At 66.6% G+C, this 24,317-nt stretch carries 22 protein-coding genes; 15 read left to right on the forward strand and 7 right to left on the reverse strand.

Annotated elements, in window-relative coordinates; translation table 11 throughout:
• Positions 1–92: 92 nt before the first annotated feature.
• Complete coding sequence (ppsR, locus tag ACV229_RS23380; RefSeq protein ID WP_448085484.1) at positions 93–908, reverse strand: posphoenolpyruvate synthetase regulatory kinase/phosphorylase PpsR; 816 nt, start codon at positions 906–908, stop codon at positions 93–95.
• 387 nt (positions 909–1,295) lie between these two features.
• On the opposite strand from ppsR, the gene ppsA reads away from it, so the two are divergent.
• From ppsA to ACV229_RS23395, 3 genes are all read left to right on the forward strand, one after another.
• Positions 1,296–3,695: a phosphoenolpyruvate synthase gene (ppsA, locus tag ACV229_RS23385; protein WP_448085485.1), complete on the forward strand. Its 2,400-nt coding sequence runs from the start codon at positions 1,296–1,298 to the stop codon at positions 3,693–3,695.
• Positions 3,696–3,905: 210 nt separating this feature from the next.
• Positions 3,906–4,337: an NfeD family protein gene (locus ACV229_RS23390; RefSeq protein ID WP_448085486.1), complete on the forward strand. Its 432-nt coding sequence runs from the start codon at positions 3,906–3,908 to the stop codon at positions 4,335–4,337.
• A 31-nt stretch (positions 4,338–4,368) separates the two neighbouring features.
• Entirely contained in the window at positions 4,369–5,316 is a 948-nt protein-coding gene (locus tag ACV229_RS23395) for an SPFH domain-containing protein (protein ID WP_448085487.1), read from the forward strand.
• An 83-nt stretch (positions 5,317–5,399) separates the two neighbouring features.
• On the opposite strand, the gene smpB is transcribed toward ACV229_RS23395, so the two are convergent.
• Entirely contained in the window at positions 5,400–5,846 is a 447-nt protein-coding gene (smpB, locus tag ACV229_RS23400; protein ID WP_017331942.1) for an SsrA-binding protein SmpB, read from the reverse strand.
• Positions 5,847–5,943: 97 nt separating this feature from the next.
• On the opposite strand from smpB, the gene ACV229_RS23405 reads away from it, so the two are divergent.
• Together ACV229_RS23405 and ACV229_RS23410 are read left to right on the forward strand one after the other, a co-directional pair.
• Entirely contained in the window at positions 5,944–6,381 is a 438-nt protein-coding gene (locus ACV229_RS23405) for a type II toxin-antitoxin system RatA family toxin (RefSeq protein WP_448076051.1), read from the forward strand.
• Positions 6,382–6,385: 4 nt separating this feature from the next.
• Complete coding sequence (locus ACV229_RS23410; RefSeq protein WP_448085488.1) at positions 6,386–6,709, forward strand: RnfH family protein; 324 nt, start codon at positions 6,386–6,388, stop codon at positions 6,707–6,709.
• Positions 6,710–6,794: 85 nt separating this feature from the next.
• On the opposite strand, the gene ACV229_RS23415 is transcribed toward ACV229_RS23410, so the two are convergent.
• From ACV229_RS23415 to ACV229_RS23425, 3 genes are all read right to left on the reverse strand, one after another.
• A complete protein-coding gene (locus tag ACV229_RS23415; protein ID WP_448085489.1) occupies positions 6,795–7,763 on the reverse strand; it encodes a DMT family transporter in 969 nt (322 codons plus the stop codon).
• A gap of 116 nt (positions 7,764–7,879) precedes the next feature.
• A complete protein-coding gene (locus tag ACV229_RS23420; protein WP_448085490.1) occupies positions 7,880–8,566 on the reverse strand; it encodes a Vgb family protein in 687 nt (228 codons plus the stop codon).
• 31 nt (positions 8,567–8,597) lie between these two features.
• Positions 8,598–9,818 (reverse strand): helix-turn-helix domain-containing protein, encoded by a 1,221-nt coding sequence (locus ACV229_RS23425; RefSeq protein ID WP_448085491.1) that lies wholly within the window; start codon positions 9,816–9,818, stop codon positions 8,598–8,600.
• 138 nt (positions 9,819–9,956) lie between these two features.
• Here ACV229_RS23425 and ACV229_RS23430 point away from each other — a divergent pair, with 138 nt between their 5' ends.
• The 5 genes from ACV229_RS23430 to guaA all read left to right on the forward strand — a co-directional run bounded on the left by ACV229_RS23430 (position 9,957) and on the right by guaA (position 15,722).
• Complete coding sequence (locus tag ACV229_RS23430; RefSeq protein WP_448085492.1) at positions 9,957–10,721, forward strand: DUF899 domain-containing protein; 765 nt, start codon at positions 9,957–9,959, stop codon at positions 10,719–10,721.
• A 94-nt stretch (positions 10,722–10,815) separates the two neighbouring features.
• The gene (locus tag ACV229_RS23435) at positions 10,816–11,628 is read left to right on the forward strand and encodes a DUF2182 domain-containing protein (protein ID WP_448085493.1); all 813 of its coding nucleotides are present in this window, start codon (positions 10,816–10,818) and stop codon (positions 11,626–11,628) included.
• Between the two features lie 270 nt (positions 11,629–11,898).
• Positions 11,899–13,359 (forward strand): IMP dehydrogenase, encoded by a 1,461-nt coding sequence (gene guaB / locus ACV229_RS23440; protein ID WP_448085494.1) that lies wholly within the window; start codon positions 11,899–11,901, stop codon positions 13,357–13,359.
• A gap of 6 nt (positions 13,360–13,365) precedes the next feature.
• Positions 13,366–13,992 carry a hypothetical protein gene (locus ACV229_RS23445; RefSeq protein ID WP_448085495.1) on the forward strand — a complete coding sequence of 209 codons (627 nt, stop codon included), beginning with the start codon at positions 13,366–13,368 and terminating at the stop codon, positions 13,990–13,992.
• Between the two features lie 110 nt (positions 13,993–14,102).
• Complete coding sequence (gene guaA / locus ACV229_RS23450; protein WP_448085496.1) at positions 14,103–15,722, forward strand: glutamine-hydrolyzing GMP synthase; 1,620 nt, start codon at positions 14,103–14,105, stop codon at positions 15,720–15,722.
• Between the two features lie 333 nt (positions 15,723–16,055).
• Here guaA and ACV229_RS23455 read toward each other — a convergent pair whose 3' ends face one another.
• On the reverse strand, positions 16,056–16,979 hold the full coding sequence (locus tag ACV229_RS23455) for a LysR family transcriptional regulator (RefSeq protein WP_448085497.1): 924 nt from the start codon (positions 16,977–16,979) through the stop codon (positions 16,056–16,058).
• Positions 16,980–17,090: 111 nt separating this feature from the next.
• Between ACV229_RS23455 and ACV229_RS23460 the strand changes: the two genes are divergently transcribed.
• The 4 genes from ACV229_RS23460 (at position 17,091) to ACV229_RS23475 (ending at position 21,194) form a co-directional block, all read left to right on the forward strand.
• Complete coding sequence (locus tag ACV229_RS23460) at positions 17,091–17,696, forward strand: FMN-dependent NADH-azoreductase (protein WP_448085610.1); 606 nt, start codon at positions 17,091–17,093, stop codon at positions 17,694–17,696.
• A gap of 39 nt (positions 17,697–17,735) precedes the next feature.
• Positions 17,736–18,641 carry an NmrA/HSCARG family protein gene (locus tag ACV229_RS23465; RefSeq protein WP_448085498.1) on the forward strand — a complete coding sequence of 302 codons (906 nt, stop codon included), beginning with the start codon at positions 17,736–17,738 and terminating at the stop codon, positions 18,639–18,641.
• A 122-nt stretch (positions 18,642–18,763) separates the two neighbouring features.
• Complete coding sequence (locus tag ACV229_RS23470; protein ID WP_448085499.1) at positions 18,764–19,618, forward strand: pirin family protein; 855 nt, start codon at positions 18,764–18,766, stop codon at positions 19,616–19,618.
• Positions 19,619–19,694: 76 nt separating this feature from the next.
• The gene (locus tag ACV229_RS23475) at positions 19,695–21,194 is read left to right on the forward strand and encodes a DHA2 family efflux MFS transporter permease subunit (RefSeq protein WP_448085500.1); all 1,500 of its coding nucleotides are present in this window, start codon (positions 19,695–19,697) and stop codon (positions 21,192–21,194) included.
• 117 nt (positions 21,195–21,311) lie between these two features.
• On the opposite strand, the gene ACV229_RS23480 is transcribed toward ACV229_RS23475, so the two are convergent.
• Positions 21,312–22,565, reverse strand: a complete 1,254-nt coding sequence (locus tag ACV229_RS23480) for a lipoprotein-releasing ABC transporter permease subunit (RefSeq protein WP_448085501.1) — start codon at positions 22,563–22,565, stop codon at positions 21,312–21,314.
• Positions 22,566–23,038: 473 nt separating this feature from the next.
• Here ACV229_RS23480 and ACV229_RS23485 point away from each other — a divergent pair, with 473 nt between their 5' ends.
• Entirely contained in the window at positions 23,039–24,262 is a 1,224-nt protein-coding gene (locus ACV229_RS23485; protein ID WP_448085502.1) for an MFS transporter, read from the forward strand.
• The last annotated feature ends 55 nt before the right edge of the window (positions 24,263–24,317 follow it).

Raw genomic sequence — 24,317 nt, forward strand, 5'->3', positions numbered from 1 at the left:
GCACACGCCAACCGTCCCCAAAAGCGAAAAAGGCCGCGTCGAACGCGGCCTTTGCTTTTTGCGGCAGCGGCCCTGCATGGCCGCGCGCGGGGTCAGTACGACTGCCGGTCGAGACGGACTTCCTGCAGGATCGTCGTCGCGATCTCCTCGATCGACTTGTGCGTCGACGACAGCCACTTGATCCCTTCGCGGCGCATCATCGCCTCGGCCTCGTTGATCTCGTAGCGGCAGTTCTCGGGTGCCGCGTACTTGCTTCCCGGCCGGCGCTCGTTGCGGATCTCCGACAGGCGCTGCGGATCGATGGACAGCCCGAACAGCTTTTCGCGATGTGCGCTGAGCGCCGACGGCAGCTTGCCGCGTTCGAAGTCTTCCGGAATCAGCGGATAGTTTGCCGCCTTCACGCCGTACTGCATCGCGAGATACAGGCTCGTCGGCGTCTTGCCGCTGCGCGACACGCCGACCAGGATCACGTCGGCCTCGGACAGGTTGCGGTTCGACTGGCCGTCGTCGTGCGCGAGCGAGAAGTTGATCGCCTCGATCCGCGTCTTGTATTCCTCGGTGTCCGCGTTCTGGTGGCCGCGGCCCATCGCGTGGCTCGACTTCAGTTGCAGCTCCTGCTCGAGCGGCTCGACGAAGCGCTGGAACATGTCGAGCACGAGCGCGTTCGAGCGCTTGACGATCTCGTTCGACTCGCTGTCGACGAGCGTCGTGAACACGATCGAGCGGCGGCCGTCGTGCACGGCGGCTTCGTTGATCTTCTCGACGGTCGAGTAGGCCTTGTCGAGCGAGTCGACGAACGGCACGCGCACGAGGCGGAATTTCTGGTCGAACTGGGAGAGGATCGAATGCGCGAAGGTCTCGGCAGTGATCCCGGTGCCGTCGGAGACGATGAAAACGGTAGGCAGCATGAATCTGGACGTCGAACGTGAAAGGCGGGCGGCGCGCACGGCTGGAGGTTGCATTCCAGACGCAATGACAAGGTCGCGCCACATCCGGCAGCCGGCACGGTAGAATAGCGGCAACCTGTTGGATAAGCAATTGCGGGGACAGTGCGCGAATCGGACCGAGCGCGCGCCGGATCCTGACCGCAAGCGATCGAGAATTCCCGGCAAGTTCGGCGATGTGGCTTCAGATTTCGCCTTTCTGCCGGGATTTTTGCAAATCGGGTCGGAAGATGTTCCGGGCCGCGATTGTTTATCTAACAGGTTGCGCAAGACGCGCCGCGCCTTTTTGCAAGCGCCCGCGTCCAAGCCCACTTGCGCAATCGAGCATTTTTTTCACACTTAGGGGCTTGTATGACTAACGCAGCAAACGTCGCAAAGGACCAGGCGTATGTAATTCCGTTCGAGCAGTTGCGGATGACCGATGTGGAGATCGTCGGCGGCAAGAATGCGTCGCTCGGCGAGATGATCAGCCAGCTTGCCGAGGCAGGCGTGCGCGTTCCCACCGGTTTCGCCACGACCGCGCTCGCGTTCCGCGATTTCCTCACGCACAACGACCTCACCGACCGCATCGCGAAGCGTCTCGAGTCGCTCGACATCGACGACGTGAAGGCGCTCGCCGAAGCCGGCGCCGAGATCCGCAAGTGGATCGTCGATGCGCCGATGCAGTCGCGTCTCGAACAGGACATCCGCGCGCAGTTCGAAGTCCTGCAGAACGGCTCGCCGGGCGAGCTGTCGTTCGCCGTGCGCTCGTCCGCGACCGCGGAAGACCTGCCGGACGCATCGTTCGCGGGTCAGCAGGAGTCGTACCTGAACGTCGTCGGCATCGAAGACGTGCTCGACCGCATGAAGCACGTGTTCGCGTCGCTGTATAACGACCGCGCGATCTCGTACCGCGTGCACAAGGGCTTCACGCACGCCGAAGTGGCGCTGTCGGCCGGCGTGCAGCGCATGGTCCGTTCGGACGTCGGCGCGGCCGGCGTGATGTTCACGATCGACACCGAATCGGGCTTCAAGGACGCCGTGTTCATCACGTCGAGCTACGGCCTGGGCGAAACGGTCGTGCAGGGCGCGGTGAACCCGGACGAGTTCTATGTGTTCAAGACCACGCTCGCGCAGGACAAGTACCCGATCATCCGCCGCTCGATCGGCTCGAAGCTGATCAAGATGGAATTCACGCAGCCGGGCGAGCCGGGCCGCGTGAAGACGGTCGACGTGCCGCACGAGCAGCGCAACCGCTACTCGATCACCGACGAAGACGTGATCGAGCTCGCGAAGTACGCCGTCATCATCGAGAAGCACTACCAGCGTCCGATGGACATCGAGTGGGGCAAGGACGGCCGCGACGGCAAGATCTTCATCCTGCAGGCGCGCCCGGAGACGGTGAAGAGCCAGGCGAGCGGCAAGGCCGAGCAGCGCTTCAAGCTGAAGGGCCAGTCGCAGGTGCTGGCGACGGGCCGCGCGATCGGCCAGAAGATCGGCGCGGGCCCCGTGCGCGTGATCCAGGATCCGTCGGAAATGGAACGCGTGCAACCGGGCGACGTGCTGGTTGCCGACATGACCGACCCGAACTGGGAGCCGGTGATGAAGCGTGCGGCCGCGATCGTCACGAACCGTGGCGGCCGGACCTGCCACGCAGCGATCATCGCGCGTGAGCTCGGCGTGCCGGCGGTGGTCGGCTGCGGCGACGCGACCGACGTGCTGAAGGACGGCTCGCTCGTCACCGTGTCGTGCGCGGAAGGCGACGAAGGCAAGATCTACGACGGGCTGCTGGAGACGGAAGTCACCGAAGTGCAGCGCGGCGAACTGCCGGAAATCCCGGTGAAGATCATGATGAACGTCGGCAACCCGCAGCTCGCGTTCGACTTCTCGCAGCTGCCGAACGGCGGCGTCGGCCTCGCGCGTCTCGAGTTCATCATCAACAACAACATCGGTGTGCACCCGAAGGCGATCCTCGAGTACCCGAACATCGACCAGGATCTGAAGAAGGCGGTCGAGAGCGTTGCGCGCGGCCACGCGTCGCCGCGTCAGTTCTACGTCGACAAGCTGACGGAAGGCGTCGCGACGATCGCCGCGGCGTTCTATCCGAAGCCCGTCATCGTGCGTCTGTCCGACTTCAAGTCGAACGAGTACAAGAAGCTGATCGGCGGTTCGCGCTACGAGCCGGACGAGGAAAACCCGATGCTGGGCTTCCGCGGCGCATCGCGCTACATCGCCGAGGACTTCGCCCAGGCGTTCGAGATGGAGTGCCGTGCGCTGAAGCGCGTGCGTGACGAAATGGGCCTCACCAACGTCGAGATCATGGTGCCGTTCGTTCGTACCGTGAAGCAGGCGGAGCGTGTCGTCGGCCTGCTCGAGAAGTTCGGCCTGAAGCGCGGCGAAAACGGCCTGCGCCTGGTGATGATGTGCGAAGTACCGACGAACGCGATCCTCGCCGAAGAGTTCCTGCAGCACTTCGACGGCTTCTCGATCGGTTCGAACGACCTCACGCAGCTCACGCTCGGCCTCGATCGCGACTCGGGCATGGAACTGCTCGCCGTCGATTTCGACGAGCGCGACCCGGCGGTCAAGTTCCTGCTGAAGCGCGCGATCGACACCTGCCGCAAGATGGGCAAGTACGTCGGCATCTGCGGCCAGGGCCCGTCCGATCATCCGGACTTCGCGCAGTGGCTGACCGACGAAGGCATCGTGTCGATCTCGCTGAACCCGGACACGATCATCGAAACGTGGCAGGCGCTCGCCAACCGCAAGTAACGGTCGGTAACGCGCTCTCGGCGGAAGTGCGGCGGCGCCGCACTTTCGTTGAAGGCAAAACGCAAGGTTCATGCTATAAACACCCCGGTAAGCACCGGGGTGTTTTTGCTTGTCGGTACGCGCCGGGCTGCCCCAGGCGTGCCGACCGTCCCCACGGGGTGGGGCAGCGAATACAGTGAGCGTGGGGCCGTTTTTTCTGGAGACCACACGATGTCAGGGCATCTGTTCTGGTGGGTCGGGGTCGGCGTGCTGGTCGTCGCCGAAACGCTGACGGGGACGTTCTACCTGCTGATGATCGCGCTCGGCTTTCTCGCGGGCGGGCTGCTGCAGATGGCCGGCTTCACGCCGCACGCCCAGTTCGGGACGGCCGGCGTGGTCGCGATCGTCGCGATGGTCGTGCTGCGCCGTTCGGGGCTCGGGCGCAAGCAGCGGCGCGACTCATCGGCCAATCCCGACATCAATCTCGATATCGGCGCGATCGTCACGGTCGACGCGTGGCGCGATCGCCGCGCGCGCGTCCAGTACCGGGGCGCCGATTGGGACGTCGAGCTGGCCGACGGCGAGCGCGACGATGCGCGCGTTTATCAGGTGAGTGCCGTGCGCGGCAGCTGTCTCGTGGTCGTGGCGAAACCCGCGGGCTGATCGTCCGCTGACAACAAGGAGGGAACGCTTCATGGACTCGTTGATCATCTGGGTCGTCCTGCTCGTCATTGCGATCGTGATCGTATCGAAGACGGTGAAGATCGTGCCGCAGCAGCATGCGTGGGTGCTCGAACGCTTCGGGCGCTATCACGCGACGCTGTCGCCCGGTCTCAACATCGTGCTGCCGTTCGTCGATCGCATCGCATACCGGCATGTGCTGAAGGAAATTCCGCTCGACGTGCCGAGCCAGGTCTGCATCACGCGCGACAACACGCAGCTGCAGGTCGACGGCGTGCTGTACTTCCAGGTGACCGATCCGATGAAGGCGTCGTACGGGGCGAGCAACTTCGTGCTCGCGATCACGCAGCTCGCGCAGACGACGCTGCGTTCGGTCGTCGGCAAGCTCGAGCTCGACAAGACCTTCGAGGAGCGCGACTTCATCAACCACAACATCGTGTCGGCGCTCGACCAGGCCGCGTCGAACTGGGGCGTGAAGGTGCTGCGCTACGAGATCAAGGACCTGACGCCGCCGAAGGAAATCCTGCATGCGATGCAGGCGCAGATCACCGCGGAGCGCGAGAAGCGCGCGCTGATCGCCGCGTCCGAAGGGCGCAAGCAGGAGCAGATCAACCTGGCGTCCGGTGCGCGCGAGGCCGCGATCCAGAAATCCGAAGGCGAGCGACAGGCCGCGATCAACCAGGCGCAGGGCGAGGCTGCGGCGATCCTTGCGGTCGCCGAGGCGAACGCGCAGGCGATCCAGAAGATCGCGAACGCGATCCAGTCGCAGGGCGGGATGGATGCGGTGAACCTGAAGGTGGCCGAGCAGTACGTCGGCGCATTTTCGAATCTCGCGAAGCAGGGCAACACGCTGATCGTGCCGTCGAACCTGTCGGATCTCGGCACCGCGATCGCGTCGGCGTTGTCGATCGTCAAGCGTGCGGCGCCGGCAGGGTCCGGCGCGCCGGCCGGCAAGGCGTGATCGGTTCCGTCCGGTGACAGGTCGCAAAAACGCAACGGCCCGCTTCGAGCGGGCCGTTGTGCTTGCAGGGAAGACCGCGGGCGTCAGGTGCCGGCGCGCATGATGCGTGCCTTCTCGCGTTCCCAGTCGCGCTTCTTCTCGGTTTCGCGCTTGTCGTGCAGCTTCTTGCCTTTCGCGAGGCCGATGTCGCACTTCACGCGGCCGCCCTTGTAGTGGAAGTTCAGCGGCACGAGCGTGTAGCCGCGCTGCTCGACCTTGCCGATCAGTTTCTTGATCTCCTCGGCATGCAGCAGCAGCTTGCGGGTGCGCACCGGATCGGGCTTGATGTGCGTCGAGGCCTCGGGCAGCGGGCTGATGTGCGTGCCGATCAGGAAGATCTCGGCGTTCTTCACGACCACGTAGCCTTCCTTGATCTGGCCACGTCCGGCGCGCAGTGCCTTGACTTCCCAACCCTCGAGCACGAGCCCCGCCTCGTAGCGTTCCTCGATGTGGTAATCGAAGTGCGCTTTCCTGTTGTCGATGATGCTCATGAAAGGATCGGGCCAACTCGTTTAAAATCACGATTTTAGCAAAGCAGGGCGGGAATCGCCCGGCTTGCGTTCCCACCTTTGCGATGCCGCGCGATTTATGGCAGATGTCCAGAAAACCGTATTGATCCGCCATTCGGCGGAACAGATGTTCGACCTCGTCACCGACGTGGCCGATTACCCCAATTTCCTGCCCTGGTGCGGTGGCGTCGAGATTCGCCGCCAGGACGAGAACGGGATGGAGGCGCGCATCGACATCAGCTTCAAGGGCATCAAGCAGCACTTCGCGACGCGCAACACGCAGCAGCGCCCGACGCGGATCGACATGGAGTTCGCGGACGGCCCGTTCAAGAAGTTCACGGGATCGTGGCGCTTCACGCCGTTGCGCGCCGATGCGTGCAAGATCGAGTTCGCGCTGCATTACGAGTTCTCGAACATCATCCTCGAGAAGCTCATCGGGCCCGTGTTCAACCACATCGCGAACACGTTCGTCGATTCGTTCGTCAAGCGGGCGGACCAGCGCTACGGCAAGGGGTGACGCGATGCTGTCGATCGAAGTCTGTTACGCGCTGCCGGACCGCCAGACGCTGATTCCTGTCACGCTGCCGGACGGCGCGACCGTCCGTGAAGCAATCGACGCGAGCGGCGTGCTCGCGCTGCACCCGGAGATCGATCTCGCGCAAGCGAAGACGGGCGTTTTCGGCAAGCTCGCGGCGCTCGACGCCGTGCTCGCTGACCACGACCGCGTCGAGATCTACCGGCCGCTGACCGTCGACCCGAAGGTCGCGCGCCAGCGCCGCGTCGAAAAGTCGCGCCGCGAGGGCTCCGTCGAGGGGCGCAAGTGGATGCACAAGGATGCGCGCTGAAGCGCGTCATCCGTTGCCGATCGCCGCTTCGGCGCCGGCCGGCCGTTACCGATTTGTCCGATTCGTCCGATGAAACCCGCCGCGCTCAATGCGCGGTGAGGTTGGCATTCAGCGGATCATCGTCCGAATGTGCGGCGCTGTGCCGGCGCACCGACCCGTAGACCCCCGCAAGCAGCAGCACGAGGGCCGCGATCTCGAGCATGCGCGGCAGCCGGTGGTCGTAGATGAACGCGTACAGCAGCGCGAACACGGTCTCGAACACGATCAGTTGGCCCGACAGCGTGAGCGGCAAGCGCTTCGACGCGGCATTCCACAGACCGTTGCCGAGCCACGACGCGCCGATCGCAAGGCCGAGGTTCAGCAACCAGAACAGCTGCCAGCGCGACGCGGGCAGCGCCTGCTGCACCGTGCCGGCGGGCAGCGCGAGGATCGCGATCCAGCAGAGCCCGCCGATCAGCCCCGTCACGACGCCCCACAGCACCGACCATTCGTTGCCGTCGAAATGATGGTGGCGCTGCAAGTAGCGCGCGTTCGCCACCGCATACCAGGTCCAGCTTGCGAGCGCGCCGGTCGCGCACGCGATGCCGGCGAGCTTCTGGCCGAGCGTCGTCGCGTGCGCGGCCTCGGACGTGAAGAGATCGACGTTGATGCACACGATGCCCGCGACGACGAGCGCGAGCGGGCCCGCGAGCCGCTTGAGCGGCACCGCGCCGTGGTCGCCGAGGCCCGCGAGCGTGACGGTCACGGGCAGCACGCCGACGATCAGCGAGCTCGGCGCAATGCCGATCATGTGTATCGCGGCCGACAGCAGAAGGTAGTAGGCGACGTTGCCGACGAGCGCCAGCTTCACGAGCGCGACGAGATCCGCGCGCGTGAGGCGCGCGACCAGCGAGCGCGCCGCCGGCAGCGCGGCCGCGACCGACACGAGGCCGTACATCGCGTAGCGGCCGACGCTGAGCAGCAGCGGCGAAAAATCCGTCAGGAGCCGCGGCACCAGGAACACCATGCCCCACAGGGCGCCCGCCAACACGCCATACACCACACCGCGCTGCATCGACTTCTCCAACCGAATCAACTAATGAGCGCGCATCTTAGCGAGGTCGGCGGGGACGCGTCTTGTTCATTCCTGCACTCGGTTCGAATCGGCGTATCGTCGGCAGCGTGCTGGTTCTATCTGTCCGACGAATCGGCCGGCGTCGCGGCATCGCAGCCGACCTGCGCGGCATGCCCGGGGCGCCGTACCGCGCGGACCTTGCCGCTGTTGCCGCCGCCGCAGTAGAAGCGGTCGCCGCCGTCGCATTCGAGCCCGGACACGCCGACGCCGGGCGGCATCTCGAGCCGTTCGAGCACATCGCCCGAGCGCGGATCGAGCCGTCTCAGTTCGCTTTGATCGCCTTCCCACGTGCCGTGCCACAGCTCGCCGTCGACCCATGTCACGCCGGTGACGAAACGGTTCGACTCGATCGTGCGCAGCACCGCGCCCGATTGCGGATCGACCTGGTGAATCTTGCGCGCGCGATACTCGCCGACCCACAGCGTGCCTTCGGCCCACGCGAGCCCCGAGTCGCCGCCGTCGCCGGGCGCGGGGATCGTCGCGAGCACGCGGCCCGTCTGCGGATCGAGCTTCTCGATCCGGTTCTCGACGATCTGGAACAGGTGGCGGCCATCGAACGCGGTGCCCGCGTGCGCCGCGACGTCGAGCGAGCGGCGCACCGTCCCGCTGGCCGGATCGAGTGCGTTGAGCTTGTCGCCGGACGCGAACCAGACGTCCCGGCCATCGAATGTGACCCCGTGCACGCCTTCGACGCCCGGAAAGGGGCCATATTCACGGATGATTTCTGCAGCGGCGCGTTTCATGTCGGCATCCTCGTCGTTGGGTAACGACATCCTAGTCACCCGGCAGCGGCGCGGGGAGTAACAAGGTCGTCGCGAATCCCGGCATCGGCGGCGTCATCCAGCGGCGCGCGCGGCCGAGGCCGAACGCCTGCACCTTGCCGGCCGCCGCGAGCGCGTCGAGCGCGCGCTGAACGGTGCGCTGGCTCGCGCCGAGCGCCAGCGCCAGCGCGGAACTCGACCACGCTTCGCCGTCGGCGAGCAGCGCGAGCACGGCCGCATGGCGCTCGTCGACCGGGCGCGCCAGCACGACGACGTCGCGCGCGCCGAGCGGCGCCAGCGCGAAGCCGCGCTTCGTCGCCGACACGTCCGCGAGCGGCCGCAGCATCGCCCGCAAGCGTCCGATCTCGACGCGCAGCCGTGCGCGATGCGTGTCGTCCGCGTGTCTGGTGCGGAACGCCTGCGCGATCAGCGCATCCCGCGGCAGGTCGGCCGGCCACGCTTCGCCAAGTGCGCGCGCCAGCGCGAACAGGACCGGCCGCCGTGCGAGCGGGACCGTGGTGCGCGCATCGCGCACCGCATGGCGGCACGCATCGACGACGAGCGTGTTCGACGCCAGCAGCGTCTCGACTTCGTCGAGCCGCAGGATCCGCGCGTCGCCACGTGCGATCAGGCGCGCAGCCGGCGCGTCGAGGAGGCGCCGCGCGCTATCGATCTCGGCCGTCAACGCGTGGATGCCGGCATCCTGCGCAGCCTGTGTCGCGCGGGCGAGCGCTTCGCGGGCGGCTTGGGTCCGGATGCGGCGCATCGCGATCCCGGCCGTCACGAGCGCGTGGGCGGCGCGCGACGCGGCAGGGAGGGGCGCCGGGTCGAGCCCGGCGAGCGTGCGCTCGGCGTCGTCGATCCGGCCGATCAGCAGCAGGCGGCGCACCTGCAGATAGCGCGCATGCGCGGCGTTGGCATGGTCGCCGTGCGCTTCCAGCGTGGCGCGCGCCGTGTCGAGCGCCTTCGTCGGCCAGTTGAGATCGCGCGACACGAGCGCGATCTCGGCTTCCGCGACGACGCAGCGCGCGCGGGCCACGGCTTCCCGCGGGCCGAATGCGCGCGCGGCGCTGCGCACGAGGGCCTTCGCGCGCTCGAAGTCGCCGAGCTGCGCCATCGCGATGCCGCGCAGCGCGAGCGCGGGCGCATCGTCGCGCAGCGCGACCCGGTTCAGCGCGCCGAGCGGGTCACCCGCGGCAAGCGCGCGCGCCGCCGCGGTGATCAGCGAATCCATCCGAATCCCGACACACTTGTCACTCCCCCCCGTTCGGCGCCCGGCACTAATCTAGCACCACGCTTTCCGCCCGGCACGCCGTGCCGGTGCCGGAATGTGCAACGCAGGACACCAGGACACCGAAAGGAGGGACGCGCAATGACGACACATCTCACCGGCACGAGAGAGGAATGGCTGGCGGCGCGCATCGCGCTGCTCGACGCGGAGAAGGCGCTGACGCACCAGAGCGACGCGCTCGCGCGGCAGCGTCAGGCGCTGCCGTGGGTGCGGATCGACAAGACGTACCGGTTCGACACCGACGCCGGGCCGGCGACGCTCGCGGAGCTGTTCGGCGGCCGCTCGCAACTGATCGTCTACCACTTCATGTTCGGGCCCGACTACAAGGCCGGCTGTCCGTCGTGCTCGTCGCTCGCGGACGGCTTCAACGGCTTCGTCGTCCATCTGGCGAACCACGACGTCACGCTGACGGCCGTGTCGCGGGCGCCGCTCGCGAAACTGCAGGCGTACAAGCAGCGGATGGGCTGGACGTTCCCGTGGGCATCGTCGGTCGGCAGCGACTTCAATTTCGATTTCAACGTGTCGTTCACCGAGGCCCAGCAGCGCACGGGCGACGTCGAATACAACTATCGGCGCGCCGGGCACGCGCTGGACCTGACGCCGCCGCCGGAGCCCGTTGCGCGTTTCGCGGCCTCCTGTGGCACCGACGCGGCCACGTTTTCGCGCGATCGGCCCGGCATGAGCGCATTCGTGCTCGAGGACGGCGTGATCTATCACACCTATTCGACCTATGCGCGCGGACTGGACGGCCTGTGGGGCATGTACCAGTGGCTCGACCGCGCGCCGAAAGGACGCAACGAGCAGGGCGTCTGGTGGCGCCGTCATGATGAATATGACCAGCGTTGAGCCGGGATTCGGGCGACGCTTCGGCCTGCAATTCGGGCAGCGATTCGGGCAGCGATTCGGGCGCAGGGTGCGCCGCCGGCGGGCGGCGGCGGACATGTCGCCGCGCATTGCGGGCGGCCGTGCTTCCCTGCAGGCATTCACCGGCGTAATGGCCGTGCTGTTTGCCGCGGGTGTCGCGGTGACGATCGTGGAAAGCGCGTCGATGACGGCGATGGGCGGCGTACCGATGGCCGGCGGCTGGACGTTGTCGATGGCGTGGGGGCCGCTGTGCGGGCAGACATGGGCGGGCGCCGCGGCCGCGTTTCTCGGCATGTGGGGCGCGATGACGGTGGCGATGATGCTGCCGGCGCTGGCGCCGACGCTCTGGCGTTACCGGCAGGCGATCGGCGCGATCGGTATAACCGGCGGTGCGCGCGTCGGATGGCTGACTGCGCGCGTCGGCGCCGCGTATTTTTCGGTCTGGGGTGCGTTCGGCCTGGCCGTCTTCCCGGCCGGCGCGGTTCTGACCGGGATCGCGGCGCGACTGCCGGAGGTTTCGCGTGCATTCCCCGTTCTGGCCGGGGTCGTGGTCCTGCTCGCGGGCGCGCTCCAGTGTTCTGCGTGGAAGGCGCGCCGGCTCGCCTGCTGCCGGGGCGAGACCGCGCATGCCGCGCCGCGTTCGGCGGGCGCCCGCACCGCATGGCGGCACGGCCTGCGCGCCGGTCTCCACTGCGGCGCGTGCTGCGCGAACCTGATGGCGATCGCGCTCGCGACGGGCATCATGGATCTGCGCGTAATGGCCGCGCTTGCGGTGGCGATTGCCGCCGAACGCGTTGCGCCGGACGGCCGGCGTGCGGCGCGGATCGTCGGGGGCGGGGCGGTCATCGCGGGCCTGTCGATGCTCGCGCACGCAGCCGGGCTGGGGTGAAGGCGCGGGCGCAAGCCGGCCACGGCCGCGCGCGTCCGTCACGGTGGCGGGGCGCACCGGAGCGCGGAGATGGTGGCCTCTGGCCGCGTGCCGGCCGCCGGCGCGAACGGACATGCCGCCGGGCAAAACGAAACCGGTTCGAAAACGACCCGAACGGCGAACCGAACGATTCGGGTCCCCGCCCGCCCGGAAACGGCTAAGCCTTTGTTCGTGTTGTGAAATTCAACGGCACATCGCGTATAATTCGATTTTGCGCCCATAGGATTTGCCATGCGTCTGATCCAAAAAGCACTCACTTTCGATGACGTGCTCCTCGTCCCGGCCTTCTCCGACGTTCTGCCGCGCGACACCAGCCTCAAAACCCAGCTGACCCGCAACATCTCCCTGAACATGCCGCTCGTGTCCGCCGCCATGGACACGGTCACCGAAGGCCGACTCGCGATTGCGATGGCGCAGCAAGGTGGCGTCGGCATCATCCACAAGAACCTCACGCCTGCCGAACAGGCCCGCGAAGTCGCGAAGGTCAAGCGCTTCGAGTCCGGTGTCGTCCGCGACCCGATCACGGTGCCGCCGCAGATGAAGGTGCGCGATGTGATCGCGCTGTCGCGCCAGCATGGCATTTCGGGCTTCCCGGTCGTCGAGGGCCCGCAGCTCGTCGGCATCGTCACGAACCGCGACCTGCGTTTCGAATCGCGTCTCGACGAGCCGGTCAAGTCGATCATGACGCCGCGCGAGCGCCTCGTGACGGTCAAGGAAGGCACGCCGCTCGCCGAAGCGAAGGCGCTGATGCACAGCCACCGCCTCGAGCGCGTGCTGGTCGTCAACGACGCGTTCGAGCTGCGCGGCCTGATGACGGTCAAGGACATCACGAAGCAGACCGAGCACCCGGACGCATGCAAGGACGAGCACGGCAAGCTGCGCGCCGGCGCGGCGGTCGGCGTCGGCCCGGACAACGAAGAGCGCGTCGAGCTGCTCGTGCAGGCGGGCGTCGACGTGATCGTCGTCGATACCGCGCACGGCCACAGCCAGGGCGTGCTCGAGCGCGTGCGCTGGGTCAAGCAGAACTTCCCGCACGTCGAAGTGATCGGCGGCAACATCGCGACGGCCGCGGCTGCGAAGGCGCTCGTCGAGTATGGCGCGGACGCGGTGAAGGTCGGCATCGGCCCGGGTTCGATCTGCACGACGCGGATCGTCGCGGGCGTCGGCGTGCCGCAGATCAGCGCGATCGCGAACGTGTCCGATGCACTGAAGGGCACGGGCGTGCCGTGCATCGCCGACGGCGGCATCCGCTTCTCGGGCGACGTGTCGAAGGCGTTGGCCGCCGGCGCGAATGCGGTGATGATGGGCAGCATGTTCGCGGGCACCGAAGAGGCGCCGGGCGACGTGTTCCTGTATCAGGGCCGCCAGTACAAGTCGTACCGCGGCATGGGCTCCGTCGGCGCGATGAAGGACGGCGCGGCGGACCGCTACTTCCAGGACAACTCCGCGAACATCGACAAGCTCGTGCCGGAAGGCATCGAAGGCCGTGTCGCGTACAAGGGTTCGGTCAACGCGATCATCTTCCAGCTGATCGGCGGCGTGCGCGCGAGCATGGGCTACTGCGGCTGCAAGACGATCGCCGAGCTGCACGACAAGGCCGAATTCGTCCAGATCACCGCGGCAGGCATGCGCGAGTCGCACGTGCACGACGTGCAGATCACGAAGGAAGCGCCGAACTACCACGTGGACTGATCGCCGATGAAACCGCTGCTGCGAGCCGTGCTGGTCGTCGACGCCGTGCTGCTGCTGGCGTTCGGCGTGCTGTTCGTGCTGACACCGTGGCGTGCGCTGTTCAACGCGCTGCAGCTTGCGAACGTCGAGCCGGCGATGCTCGGCCAGGCGTTCGGCATCGCGCTGCTCGGCCTCGGCTGGCTCGCGCTGCACGCAGCGGTCAACGGCGACCTGACGGCACCGGTCGCACGCGTCGTCGGCCACGTGAACTGGCTGACCGGCGTGCTGACGATCGTGTGGGCGCTCGGCTCGCACGGCCCGGCGCTTGCAGCGGCCGGCCAGGCGCTATCGGCAGCGGCGGGTGCGGTGCTGATCGTGCTCGGCTTCGGCGGCGCGCGCATTGCTGCTGCCGTGCGGCGGCGCGAGAAGGCGCAGGCGCTCGATGCGCGCGCGGCGAAGCGGCCGGCCGAGCCGGCGGCGGCTCCGTCGCGGCGGGTCGAGCCGGTCGTCGGCGGCACCGCGGCGCCGGTGGCGTCCGTTGCACCGTCGGCAGCGCCCGGCGCGGCGCCGTCCGCACCGGAGCGCGCATCCGCCGCAGCCGGCAAAGCGTCGGACACCGTCGCGCTCGACGAGCGTCCGCCGATGCAGGATTGACCGGCCGTGCGTCGCGTGCGATCGCCGCCCGACGCCGCCGTCCATGCTATTGACGCAGCGCGATTCGCGCTGCCTTTCTCATTCGTTTGTACTTCATCCCGTCCGCAGCCATGCACGACAAAATCCTGATTCTCGACTTCGGTTCGCAAGTCACCCAACTGATCGCACGACGCGTGCGCGAAGCGCATGTCTATTGCGAAATCCACCCGAACGACGTGTCCGACGAATTCGTCCGCGAGTTCGCACCGAAAGCGGTGATCCTGTCGGGCAGCCACGCGAGCACGTACGAAGACCACCAGCTGCGCGCGCCGCAGGCCGTGTGGGATCTCGGCGTGCCGGTGCTCGGCATCTGCTACGGCATGCAGACGATGGCCGTGCAGCTCGGCGGCAAGGTCGAGTGGAGCGACCATCGCGAGTTCGGCTACGCGGAAGTGCGCGCGCACGGCCACACGCGCCTGCTGAATGGCATCGAGGATTTCACGACGGCGGAAGGCCACGGGATGCTGAAGGTCTGGATGAGTCACGGCGACAAGGTCGCCGAGCTGCCGCCGGGCTTCACGCTTCTGGCGTCGACGCCGAGCTGCCCGATCGCCGGCATGGCCGACGAGGCGCGCGGCTACTACGCGGTGCAGTTCCACCCGGAAGTCACGCACACCGTGAAGGGCCGCCAGATGCTCGAGCGCTTCGTGCTCGACATCGCCGGCGCGAAGCCGGACTGGATCATGCGCAACCACATCGAGGAAGCCGTCGCGCGCATCCGCGAGCAGGTCGGCGACGAGGAAGTGATCCTCGGCCTGTCGGGCGGTGTCGATTCGAGCGTCGCGGCCGCGCTGATCCATCGCGCGATCGGCGATCAGCTCACCTGCGTGTTCGTCGACCACGGCCTGCTGCGCCTGAACGAAGGCAAGATGGTGCTCGACATGTTCGAGGGCCGCCTGCACGCGAAGGTCGTGCACGTCGACGCATCGGAGCAGTTCCTCGGTCATCTGGCCGGCGTGACGGATCCGGAGCAGAAGCGCAAGATCATCGGTCGCGAGTTCGTCGAGGTGTTCCAGGCCGAGGCGAAGAAGCTGACGAACGCCAAATGGCTCGCGCAGGGCACGATCTATCCGGACGTGGTCGAATCGGGCGGCACGAAGACGAAGAAGGCGACGACGATCAAGAGCCACCACAACGTCGGCGGGCTGCCGGAAACGCTCGGCCTGAAGCTGCTCGAGCCGCTGCGCGACCTGTTCAAGGACGAAGTGCGCGAGCTGGGCGTCGCGCTCGGCCTGCCGCCGGAGATGGTGTACCGTCATCCGTTCCCGGGCCCGGGCCTCGGCGTGCGGATCCTCGGCGAAGTGAAGCGCGAATACGCGGACCTGCTGCGCCGCGCGGACGCGATCTTCATCGAGGAACTGCGCAACACGACCGCAACCGCGCAGGATGCGGCCGCCGGCCTGTGCGGTGAAGCCGACGTCGGCAAGAGCTGGTACGACCTCACGAGCCAGGCGTTCGCGGTGTTCCTGCCGGTGAAGTCGGTCGGTGTGATGGGCGACGGCCGCACGTACGACTACGTGACGTCGCTGCGCGCGGTGCAGACGACCGACTTCATGACCGCACACTGGGCGCATCTGCCGTACGCGTTGCTCGGCCGCGCGTCGAACCGGATCATCAACGAGGTGCGCGGGATCAACCGGGTCGTGTACGACATCTCCGGGAAGCCGCCGGCGACAATCGAGTGGGAGTGACCTGAACGGCTCCCCAGTCGTTCCGGGTGCTTCGGTTTTGCCTGTTTTCCCTTGAACAAACAGGCGGTTGTTGTCCGGTGTGATCCACTGCGATCCGGGTAACGCCAGGTGGAAATGTCGGTTTCGGTGACGGCACCGACGTTTCCTCCTCTGACGGCCTTATCCGACACCGCCAAGTCGACCTGACTTTTCTATCCATCCCCAGCGTTCGGCGCGCACTTCCTCTCCGGCTGCGTCGAGTTTCTGCGCACGCGCCGAAGGGATCCCTCCGCTGGTCGACCCCGATCTTCGTTTGTCCTTGCTCCGTCTCGGCAATGTGAAGGATCCGATCCATTACGGGCTGACGTGGCTTTGCGAAGGGCCAGTCAATCCGTCGCCCAGTTTCTCCAGCAGAAATTCCGCAAAGGCCGCTACTGCGGGCGGCACTGGTGGACGGCTCGTGTACACGAGCTGCAAGCCGAGCTCGGTGCTTGCGCGCCGATAGGTCGGCAGCACGCGTATCAGCTTCCCCTGCGCGATGATCGGCTCGACCATCAACTGCGGCAGTAGCGCGATACCCAGTCCGGCGATGCAAGCCTGCACCAGCACGCGCATGTCGTTGACCGCGAACCGGCTGTTGATCGACACCTCCTGACTGCCGCGTGGACCCTGCAGACGCCACGTGTTGCGACCCTGGCGGCTGGAAATCGTCAGACAGTCGTGTTCGGCCAGGTCGCGCAGCGTGCGTGGCGCAGGGCGCCGTTCCAGGTAGGCCGGACTCGCCGCGAGGATCGTCGTATTCGGCGCCAGCCGACGTACCCGGAAGCCGCTGCCGGTCTCGATGCCCATGCGCAGGGCCAGATCGATGCGCTCGGCGATCAGGTCGGTCGGCGTGTCGTCGAGCAGGAACTCGACGCTGATGTGCGGATAGCGCGTGTAGAACTCGACCAGCCATTCCATGCGGAAGAACTCGAACAGGCCGGCCACCGCGGTGACGCGGACCGAGCCGGACGGTGCCTGCCCACCCGCAAAGCGCTGCTCGATCTCGAAGATCTGGTCGAGCGCCGGCGCATAACGGTCGAACAGCGCCTGGCCTTCCGCGCTCGGCGCAAGTTTGCGTGTCGAGCGAAGCAGCAGACGCGTGCCGAGTTGCCCTTCGAGCTGATCGATGCGCCGGCTCAGCGTATTGGCCGGCATGCGCAAACGCCGTGCCGCCTCAGAGAAGCTGCCGGCGCGGACTACCTGGACGAACATCGCCAGATCATTCAGGTCGAGCATGAGATTTCTCCAAAAATGGATTAATCAAATCCTATTTTACCGTCTAGTGTGAAGCGCTCCCGATCTCCATACTTGAGTCGTCAACAGCAATCCCGTTCGGAGAGATATCTCATGAAACTGCTACACGTCGATTCCAGCATCCTCGGGCAAGGATCCGTCAGCCGCGATCTGTCCGCGGAGGTCGTCGCGACCTTCCGGGGCAGCGATCCCGACCTTTCGGTCGCACGTCTCGACCTTGCCGCCACACCGATCGGCCATCTGACGGCAGCACACCTCGCGGCCGCGCAAGGCGCTCCGGTCGACGACGCATTGAAGTCCGACGTTGCGATGGGCCAGGCCGCGCTCGACGCGTTCCTCGCAGCCGACATCGTGGTCGTCGGCGCGCCGATGTACAACCTGGGCGTGCCCTCCCAACTGAAGGCCTGGATCGACCGCATCTCCGTCGCGGGGAAGACGTTCCGCTACGGCGACCACGGCCCGGTCGGGCTGTGCGGCGGCAAGAAGCTGGTCATTGCATCGTCGCGTGGCGGTGTTTACAGCGAAGGCTCGCCTGCCGCCTTGTTCGATCATCAGGAAACCTATCTGAAGGCGGCCTTCGGCTTCCTGGGCATCACGGATATCACGTTCATCCGTGCGGAAGGCGTGGCGATGGGTCCGGACGCGCGTAGCGGGGCCATCGCCTCGGCAAAGAAAGAGACCGCCGCGCTCGCTGCGTGAGGTCGTAACGTTCCAACGAATTCCCACTGGAGAGCGACCATGTCGAACACCCAGAAGCTCATTGCCGTCGTCGGCGCGACCGGTCAGCAAGGCGGTGCCGTTGTGCGTGCACTGCAGGCAAGCGGTCGATTCAAAGTGCGCGCGTTGACGCGCAATCCGGACAAGCATCCAAAGCTCGCCGACGAAGTCGTTCTGGCGGATTTCAAGCGTCCGGAAACGCTGAAAGCCGCGTTTGCCGGCGCACACGGCGTTTTCCTGGTGACCAATTCGTGGGAAGCCGGTGCGGATGAACCCGAGCAGGCACACGCCGCCGTCAACGCGGCGAAAGACGCCGGCGTGCAGCATCTCATCTGGTCGACGCTTCCGAACGTGGAGACGATCAGCGGCGGCGCGATCGATGTTCCGCATTTCACTGCGAAGGCGAAGGTCGAGCGCGTCGTGCGGGAAGCCGGATTCGCTTGGCACACGTTCGTGATCGCGCCGTTCTACTACCAGAATCTGCTCGGCGTAATGGCCCCGCAGAAACAAGCGGATGGCACCGCAGGTTGGGTGCTGCCGCTTGATCCCGAGCAGCGGGTCATCCACATGGGCGACATCACGGAACTCGGCCGTATCGTCGCGGGTGCGTTCGCGCAGCCGGAACTCGCGGGGCACGGTGAGCACCTGCCGCTGGTCGGTGATTTCCTGAGCTTCAACGAGGTCATCGCCACCCTGAATCGTCAAGGAAACAACTTCTCGTTCAAGCGCGTTCCGCGCGAGGTCTTTGCCGGCTGGTTCCCGGGCGCCGAGGACATCGCGGCGATGCTCGCCTACTTCGAAGCGCACACGTATCTCGGCTCGGACGCGCGCGACGCGATCGCGCTGGCCAACAGAATCGCCGGCCGGCAGCCGACGAATTTTGCTGCGTGGGCCAAAGCGAACTTCGTGATCCCGGCAGCCGCCTGAAATCACACCGCGCCGAACGAGAAGGTTCCTTGAAGCGCACGAAGACCTCACGCGCGCGAACCGATACAGACATCTGACCAGGCACCTCATCCGTGGCTGGTCAAATACCTGGAAAGCACCCCATGAATGCCGTCATCCAAACTCCGCCGACCCCCGTCGCCGACGTTGGCCGTAACGTGATCTTCCGCACGCGCGGCTCCGCACACGGGCCGGTCGTCCGCATGGTCAGCCCGTCCGACATCGGCGAGATGATCAAGCCGTTCGTATTTCTCGATCTCGTCGATTCGCAAGCGGCGACCGGCCAACAGAGTTTTGGCTGGCATCCGCATTCGGGCATCGCTACGTTGACCCTGGCGATGGAAGGGCAGGCGCGGTATGTCGAATCCCTCGGCCACGAGGGAACGATGGGGGCGGGCGATATCGAATGGATGAGCGCCGGTCGTGGCGTCTGGCATTCCGGCGTCGTCGAGCCTCCGATGAAGGCTTTCCAGTTGTGGGTCGCGTTGCCGCCAGAGCGCGAACTGGCTCCCGCGTTCAGCCAGCATCTTTCGGTCAACGACATCCCGTCGGACGGCCCGGCGCGCGTGCTGCTCGGCCGTAGCGGCGACGCGGTCAGCCCGATCGATGCGCCGCCGGGCGTCAACTATTTCGTCGTGGAGCTCAAAGGCGGCCAGCGCTGGCGCTACGAGCCGCCGCGGGGCTACCGGGTTGGCTGGGTCGCGGTGATGGACGGTAGCCTGCGCACGCCCGACCCGGTCGACAAAGGTGAGCTGGCCGTATTCGACCCATCCGATGCGGCGATCGAATTCGAAGCCGTGACCGATGCGCGCTTCGTGCTCGGTACGGCGATCCCGCATCCGCATGATCTCCACCTTGGCTATTACTCGGTGCACACCAGCCGCGCAGCGCTGGTCGAGGGCGAGCGCGAAATCGCGCGCATCGGTCGCGAGCTGCACGCCAACGGCGTGGTGCGTTGAGTCGACGATCGACTTGCCCATTTCCCTCATATCCGCTGTGCAGTCCTGAACTGCCGGCATCCGACCGGAGCTTTCCATGACGCATGGCATCGACGAACGCAAACGCTGGCTTGCCCTCATCGTGCTCTGCCTGGGCATGCTGATGATCGTACTGGACACGACCATCGTGAACGTCGCACTGCCATCGATCCGGGCAGACCTGGGCTTCACCGAAACCTCGCTCGTGTGGGTGGTCAACGCCTACATGCTCACCTTCGGCGGGTGCCTGCTGCTTGGCGGGCGGCTGGGCGATCTTTACGGCCACCGCAAGCTGTTTCTCGGCGGCATTGCGCTGTTCACGCTGGCGTCGCTCGCATGCGGCACGGCGAATTCGCAAATCGTGCTGGTATGCGCGCGCGCCGTGCAGGGCTTGGGCGGCGCGGTCGTCAATGCCGTTTCGCTGTCGCTGATCATGACCCTGTTCACCGAGACAGGAGAACGGGCCAAGGCGATGGGCGTGTACGGCTTTGTCTGCGCGGGGGGCGGCAGCATCGGCGTATTGCTTGGCGGTCTGCTGACCAACCTGCTGAGCTGGCACTGGATCTTTCTCGTCAACTTGCCCATCGGCATCGCCGTCTATGCGCTGTGCGTCGCGCTGCTGCCGTCTGCACGCGGCCAGGCTCACGGCGAACGGCTCGACGTGGCCGGCGCGGTGACGGCGACGGCTTCGCTGATGCTCGCCGTCTACGCAGTCGTGAACGGCAATGAAGCGGGCTGGACTTCGGCACGGACGCTGGGCCTGCTGTTCGCCGCGCTGGCGCTGCTGGCCGCGTTTCTTGCCATCGAGGCGCGCGCGCAGCATCCGCTGATGCCGCTCGGCCTGTTCCGCATGCGCAATGTCGCGACTGCCAATGCGGTGGGCGTACTTTGGGCGGCGGCGATGTTCGCATGGTTCTTCATGTCCGCGTTGTATCTGCAGCGCGTGCTCGGCTATCGGCCGTTGCAGGTCGGCCTCGCGTTTTTGCCGGCCAGTCTGATCATGGCGTTCTGTTCGCTCAGCGTGTCTGCGCGCGTGGTCATGCGCTTCGGTCTGCGTCTTCCGCTTGCCGTCGGGCTGCTCGTCGCGGCGTGCGGCCTCGCGCTGTTCGCGCGAACCCCGGTGAACGGCAATTTCGTATTCGACGTGCTGCCCGGCATGATCCTGTTCGGTGTCGGCGCGGGCATCGTATTCAATCCCGTGCTGCTGGCTGCGATGAGCGACGTCGATCCGAGCGATTCTGGTCTCGCGTCCGGTATCGTCAATACGTCGTTCATGATGGGCGGCGCGCTCGGCCTCGCCGTGCTCGCAAGTCTCGCCGCCGCGCGCAGCGACGCGATGCGGGCTTCCGCAAGCGCCACGGCCGCGCTCAACAGCGGTTATCACGCGGCGTTCCTGTCCGGTGCGATCATCGCGGCGGCGGCGGGTGTGCTGGGCGGTGTGTTGCTGCGGCGCGGGCAGCCAGGCGGCGCCGGCGCGCGACCGGCTGCCGACAGCGACGGCGTGACGACAGCGCGCTCCGCACCGCCCCCGGGCAGCGCGGCAGCGACGGAGCATTGATGACGTGTCGTCAGCCGTTTCGGCGGTCAATCACGCCCGACCGCAAAACCGCAAGCGCGATCGGATGCACCGGTTCGCTACGCGCGCGCGATTGCCCGCGTGGCACCGACCCGACACTTACTCGTACCGCAGCGCCTCGGCAGGGCGGACCCGCGCGCTGCGCCAGCTCGGATAGAGCGTCGCGAGCGACGACATCAGGAATGCGACCACGCCGACTTCGACCACATCGGTCGCGACGAGCTTCGAAGGAAGCTCGCTGAGGAAATACACGGACGGCGTCAGAAACTGGATGCCGAGCGCGTGCTCGATCGCGGGCAGCAGCCACGGGATGCTCGCCGAGATCGCACAGCCGAGCGCCACGCCCGCCATCGTCCCGACGAGGCCGATCGTCATGCCCTGAATCATGAAGATCTTCGTGATCGAGCCCGGTTGGGCGCCGAGCGTGCGCAGGATCGCGATATCGGCCTGCTTTTGCGTGACCGTCATCACCAGCGAAGAAACGAGATTGAACGCCGCCACGGCAATGATCAGCAGCAGGATCACGAACAGCATGCGTTTCTGAAGCTGCTCGGCGACGAACCAGGTCTTGTTCTGCTGGGTCCAGTCGCGGATGTAGAGATCGCCGGAAAGCGACCGCGACAGCTGCAGCGCGATGTCCGGCGCGCGCTCCATGTCGTCGACGCGCAACCGCACGCCCGTCGGCGCGGCGAGATGGAACAGTGTTTGCGCGTCGCCGATGTGGATGAACGCGAGCGCGCTGTCGTACTGGTAGTGTCCGGACTCGAACGTGCCGACCACCTTGAATTGCCGGAACTGCGGCAGCAGGTCGTGCATCGGCGTCGAGCCGCCGGGCGCGAAGAACGTCAGCCGGTCGCCGACCTGCACCTGCAGGCTGGCGGCGAGTGCGGACCCGAGCACAATGCCGAGCTCGCCCGGAACGAGCGCGTCGAGGCGGCCGCTCTTCATGTCTTTCGCGATGTCGGACACCCGGGGCTCGAGCCGCGGATCGATGCCGCGCAATGCGACGCCCGTCACCTTGCCGCCGTGCGTGAGTAGCGCCTGGGCCTCGACGTACGGTGCCGCAGCCTTGATCGACGGGTTGCGCAGCGATTCGTCGGCGGTCCGCGTCCAGTTCGGCATGGTTCCGGTCGGCGAGAAGATTTCGATGTGCGCGAGCACCGACAGCATGCGGTCGCGCACTTCGCTCCTGAACCCGTTCATCACCGATAGCACGATGATCAGCGCCGCCACGCCGAGCGCGATGCCCGCCATCGACACGGCGGCGATGAACGAAATGAAGCCATTGCCGGTCGTGCGCTTGCCGGCGCGCGTATAGCGCGATCCGATCTGCCATTCGTACGGGAGTTTCAACCGGATTTCCTCTGCGTGCGCGCCGTGCGTAAAGCGGAGCATTCTAGCGAATATCGTTTGCGCGACTTGTCCGGAATTGTGGCGCCGGTGTGGAGGATGCGTCGAGCATTGCGACGATCGTTCCGTTTCGTCGGACCGTCGATCCGGCCCCGTCGCGCTCCGGCCGCGCGCTGACCGGGCAGCGCCGGTCGCCTGGCCGGCAAGACCGTCCCGATCGCCTGGCCGGCAAAGACGCCCCGGCGCGCATCATCAGCCGGAATCAGGATGCGGCGTGAATTCAGTGCGCCACGCATGTCGATTCATGAACGTGTCGACCGTCGTATCTACGTCGACGCAGGGCTCCAGCGGGGCCGGATCGTGGGCCGGTTGCAGCGGTATCGCCCGTCAGCGGCGCCTCTTCGGCCGGCGACGGCGCCGTCGTGTCGACACCTCCACGAAGACCGGAACGAATCGCCGATACAAGGAGACGCCAAATGCCTGATTCCCGTTACCGCTGGGTCATCGTCGCCGCGGGCGGCTTGTTGAGCTGTGTCGCGATCGGCGCGATGTTTTCGCTGCCCGTGTTCCTGCGGCCGATCGCGCACGACACCGGCTGGTCGGTGACCGGCATCTCGAGCGCGATGACGATCGGCTTCATCGCGCTGGCGTTCGCGAGCATCGCATGGGGCAGCCTGTCGGACCGCGTGGGGCCGCGCATCGTCGTGGTGTCGGGCGCAGTGCTGCTGGCCATGAGCCTCGCATGGGCGAGCCGCGCGACGTCGCTGGTCGCGTTTCAGCTGATCTTCGGCGTTGTCGTCGGCAGCGCGACGGCCGCGATCTTCGCGCCGGTGATGGCGTGCGTGACCGGCTGGTTCGATACGCATCGCAGCCTAGCGGTGTCGCTCGTGTCGGCCGGCATGGGCATGGCGCCGATGACGATGTCGCCGCTCGCCGCGTGGCTCGTGTCGATGCACGGCTGGCGGACGTCGATGCTGATCATCGCCGCGCTCGCGGCAACGGTGATGATCCCGGCGGCGTGCCTGATCCGCCGCGCGCCCGCGCTCGACAGCGGGCAGGGCGCCGAACCGTCGGCGCACGCGCTGCAAGGGTCGCAGGCATCGATGTCCGCCGGGCAGGCGCTGTGGTCCCCGCAATTCGCGTTCCTGCTGCTGACCAATTTCCTCTGCTGTGCGACGCATTCGGGGCCGATCTTCCACACCGTGAGTTATGCAGTGAGCTGCGGGATACCGCTGATCGCAGCGGTCTCGATCTACAGCGTGGAAGGGCTCGCCGGGATGGGTGGCCGCATCGTGTTCGGCGTGCTCGGCGACCGCCTTGGCGCAAAGCGCATGCTGGTCGCGGGTCTGCTGATCCAGGCGTTCGGTGCGTTGGGGTACTTCTTCGTTCGCAGCCTCGACGGCTTCTATGCGGTCGCGACGCTGTTCGGTTTCGTCTACGCCGGCGTGATGCCGCTGTATGCGGTGCTCGCGCGCGAGAATTTTCCGCTGCGGATGATGGGCACCGTGATCGGCGGTAGTGCGATGGCCGGCAGTCTCGGGATGGCGGCGGGGCCGGTTGCCGGCGGCCTGGTTTTCGATGCGCTCGGCAGCTACGGCTGGCTCTATGTCGGTTCGTTCGGCATTGGCGTCGGCGCGTTCCTGATCGCATTGACGTTCCGGCCGTTTCCGCATGACCGGTCGATGCCCGCAGCCGCATGACCCGGCCCGGATACGGAACCGTGCAGGCTCCGACGACGGAGCGGAGGCCGGCGTG

This window comes from Burkholderia sp. MR1-5-21 (assembly GCF_053427715.1).

Excerpts from the sequence above, each read along its gene's own strand:
- ppsR (WP_448085484.1), bottom strand. The coding sequence starts at position 908 with ATGCTGCCTACCGTTTTCATCGTCTCCGACGGCACCGGGATCACTGCC.
- ppsA (WP_448085485.1), top strand. The coding sequence starts at position 1,296 with ATGACTAACGCAGCAAACGTCGCAAAGGACCAGGCGTATGTAATTCCG.
- ACV229_RS23390 (WP_448085486.1), top strand. The coding sequence starts at position 3,906 with ATGTCAGGGCATCTGTTCTGGTGGGTCGGGGTCGGCGTGCTGGTCGTC.
- ACV229_RS23395 (WP_448085487.1), top strand. The coding sequence starts at position 4,369 with ATGGACTCGTTGATCATCTGGGTCGTCCTGCTCGTCATTGCGATCGTG.
- smpB (WP_017331942.1), bottom strand. The coding sequence starts at position 5,846 with ATGAGCATCATCGACAACAGGAAAGCGCACTTCGATTACCACATCGAG.
- ACV229_RS23405 (WP_448076051.1), top strand. The coding sequence starts at position 5,944 with ATGGCAGATGTCCAGAAAACCGTATTGATCCGCCATTCGGCGGAACAG.
- ACV229_RS23410 (WP_448085488.1), top strand. The coding sequence starts at position 6,386 with ATGCTGTCGATCGAAGTCTGTTACGCGCTGCCGGACCGCCAGACGCTG.
- ACV229_RS23415 (WP_448085489.1), bottom strand. The coding sequence starts at position 7,763 with ATGCAGCGCGGTGTGGTGTATGGCGTGTTGGCGGGCGCCCTGTGGGGC.
- ACV229_RS23420 (WP_448085490.1), bottom strand. The coding sequence starts at position 8,566 with ATGAAACGCGCCGCTGCAGAAATCATCCGTGAATATGGCCCCTTTCCG.
- ACV229_RS23425 (WP_448085491.1), bottom strand. The coding sequence starts at position 9,818 with ATGGATTCGCTGATCACCGCGGCGGCGCGCGCGCTTGCCGCGGGTGAC.
- ACV229_RS23430 (WP_448085492.1), top strand. The coding sequence starts at position 9,957 with ATGACGACACATCTCACCGGCACGAGAGAGGAATGGCTGGCGGCGCGC.
- ACV229_RS23435 (WP_448085493.1), top strand. The coding sequence starts at position 10,816 with ATGTCGCCGCGCATTGCGGGCGGCCGTGCTTCCCTGCAGGCATTCACC.
- guaB (WP_448085494.1), top strand. The coding sequence starts at position 11,899 with ATGCGTCTGATCCAAAAAGCACTCACTTTCGATGACGTGCTCCTCGTC.
- ACV229_RS23445 (WP_448085495.1), top strand. The coding sequence starts at position 13,366 with ATGAAACCGCTGCTGCGAGCCGTGCTGGTCGTCGACGCCGTGCTGCTG.
- guaA (WP_448085496.1), top strand. The coding sequence starts at position 14,103 with ATGCACGACAAAATCCTGATTCTCGACTTCGGTTCGCAAGTCACCCAA.
- ACV229_RS23455 (WP_448085497.1), bottom strand. The coding sequence starts at position 16,979 with ATGCTCGACCTGAATGATCTGGCGATGTTCGTCCAGGTAGTCCGCGCC.
- ACV229_RS23460 (WP_448085610.1), top strand. The coding sequence starts at position 17,091 with ATGAAACTGCTACACGTCGATTCCAGCATCCTCGGGCAAGGATCCGTC.
- ACV229_RS23465 (WP_448085498.1), top strand. The coding sequence starts at position 17,736 with ATGTCGAACACCCAGAAGCTCATTGCCGTCGTCGGCGCGACCGGTCAG.
- ACV229_RS23470 (WP_448085499.1), top strand. The coding sequence starts at position 18,764 with ATGAATGCCGTCATCCAAACTCCGCCGACCCCCGTCGCCGACGTTGGC.
- ACV229_RS23475 (WP_448085500.1), top strand. The coding sequence starts at position 19,695 with ATGACGCATGGCATCGACGAACGCAAACGCTGGCTTGCCCTCATCGTG.
- ACV229_RS23485 (WP_448085502.1), top strand. The coding sequence starts at position 23,039 with ATGCCTGATTCCCGTTACCGCTGGGTCATCGTCGCCGCGGGCGGCTTG.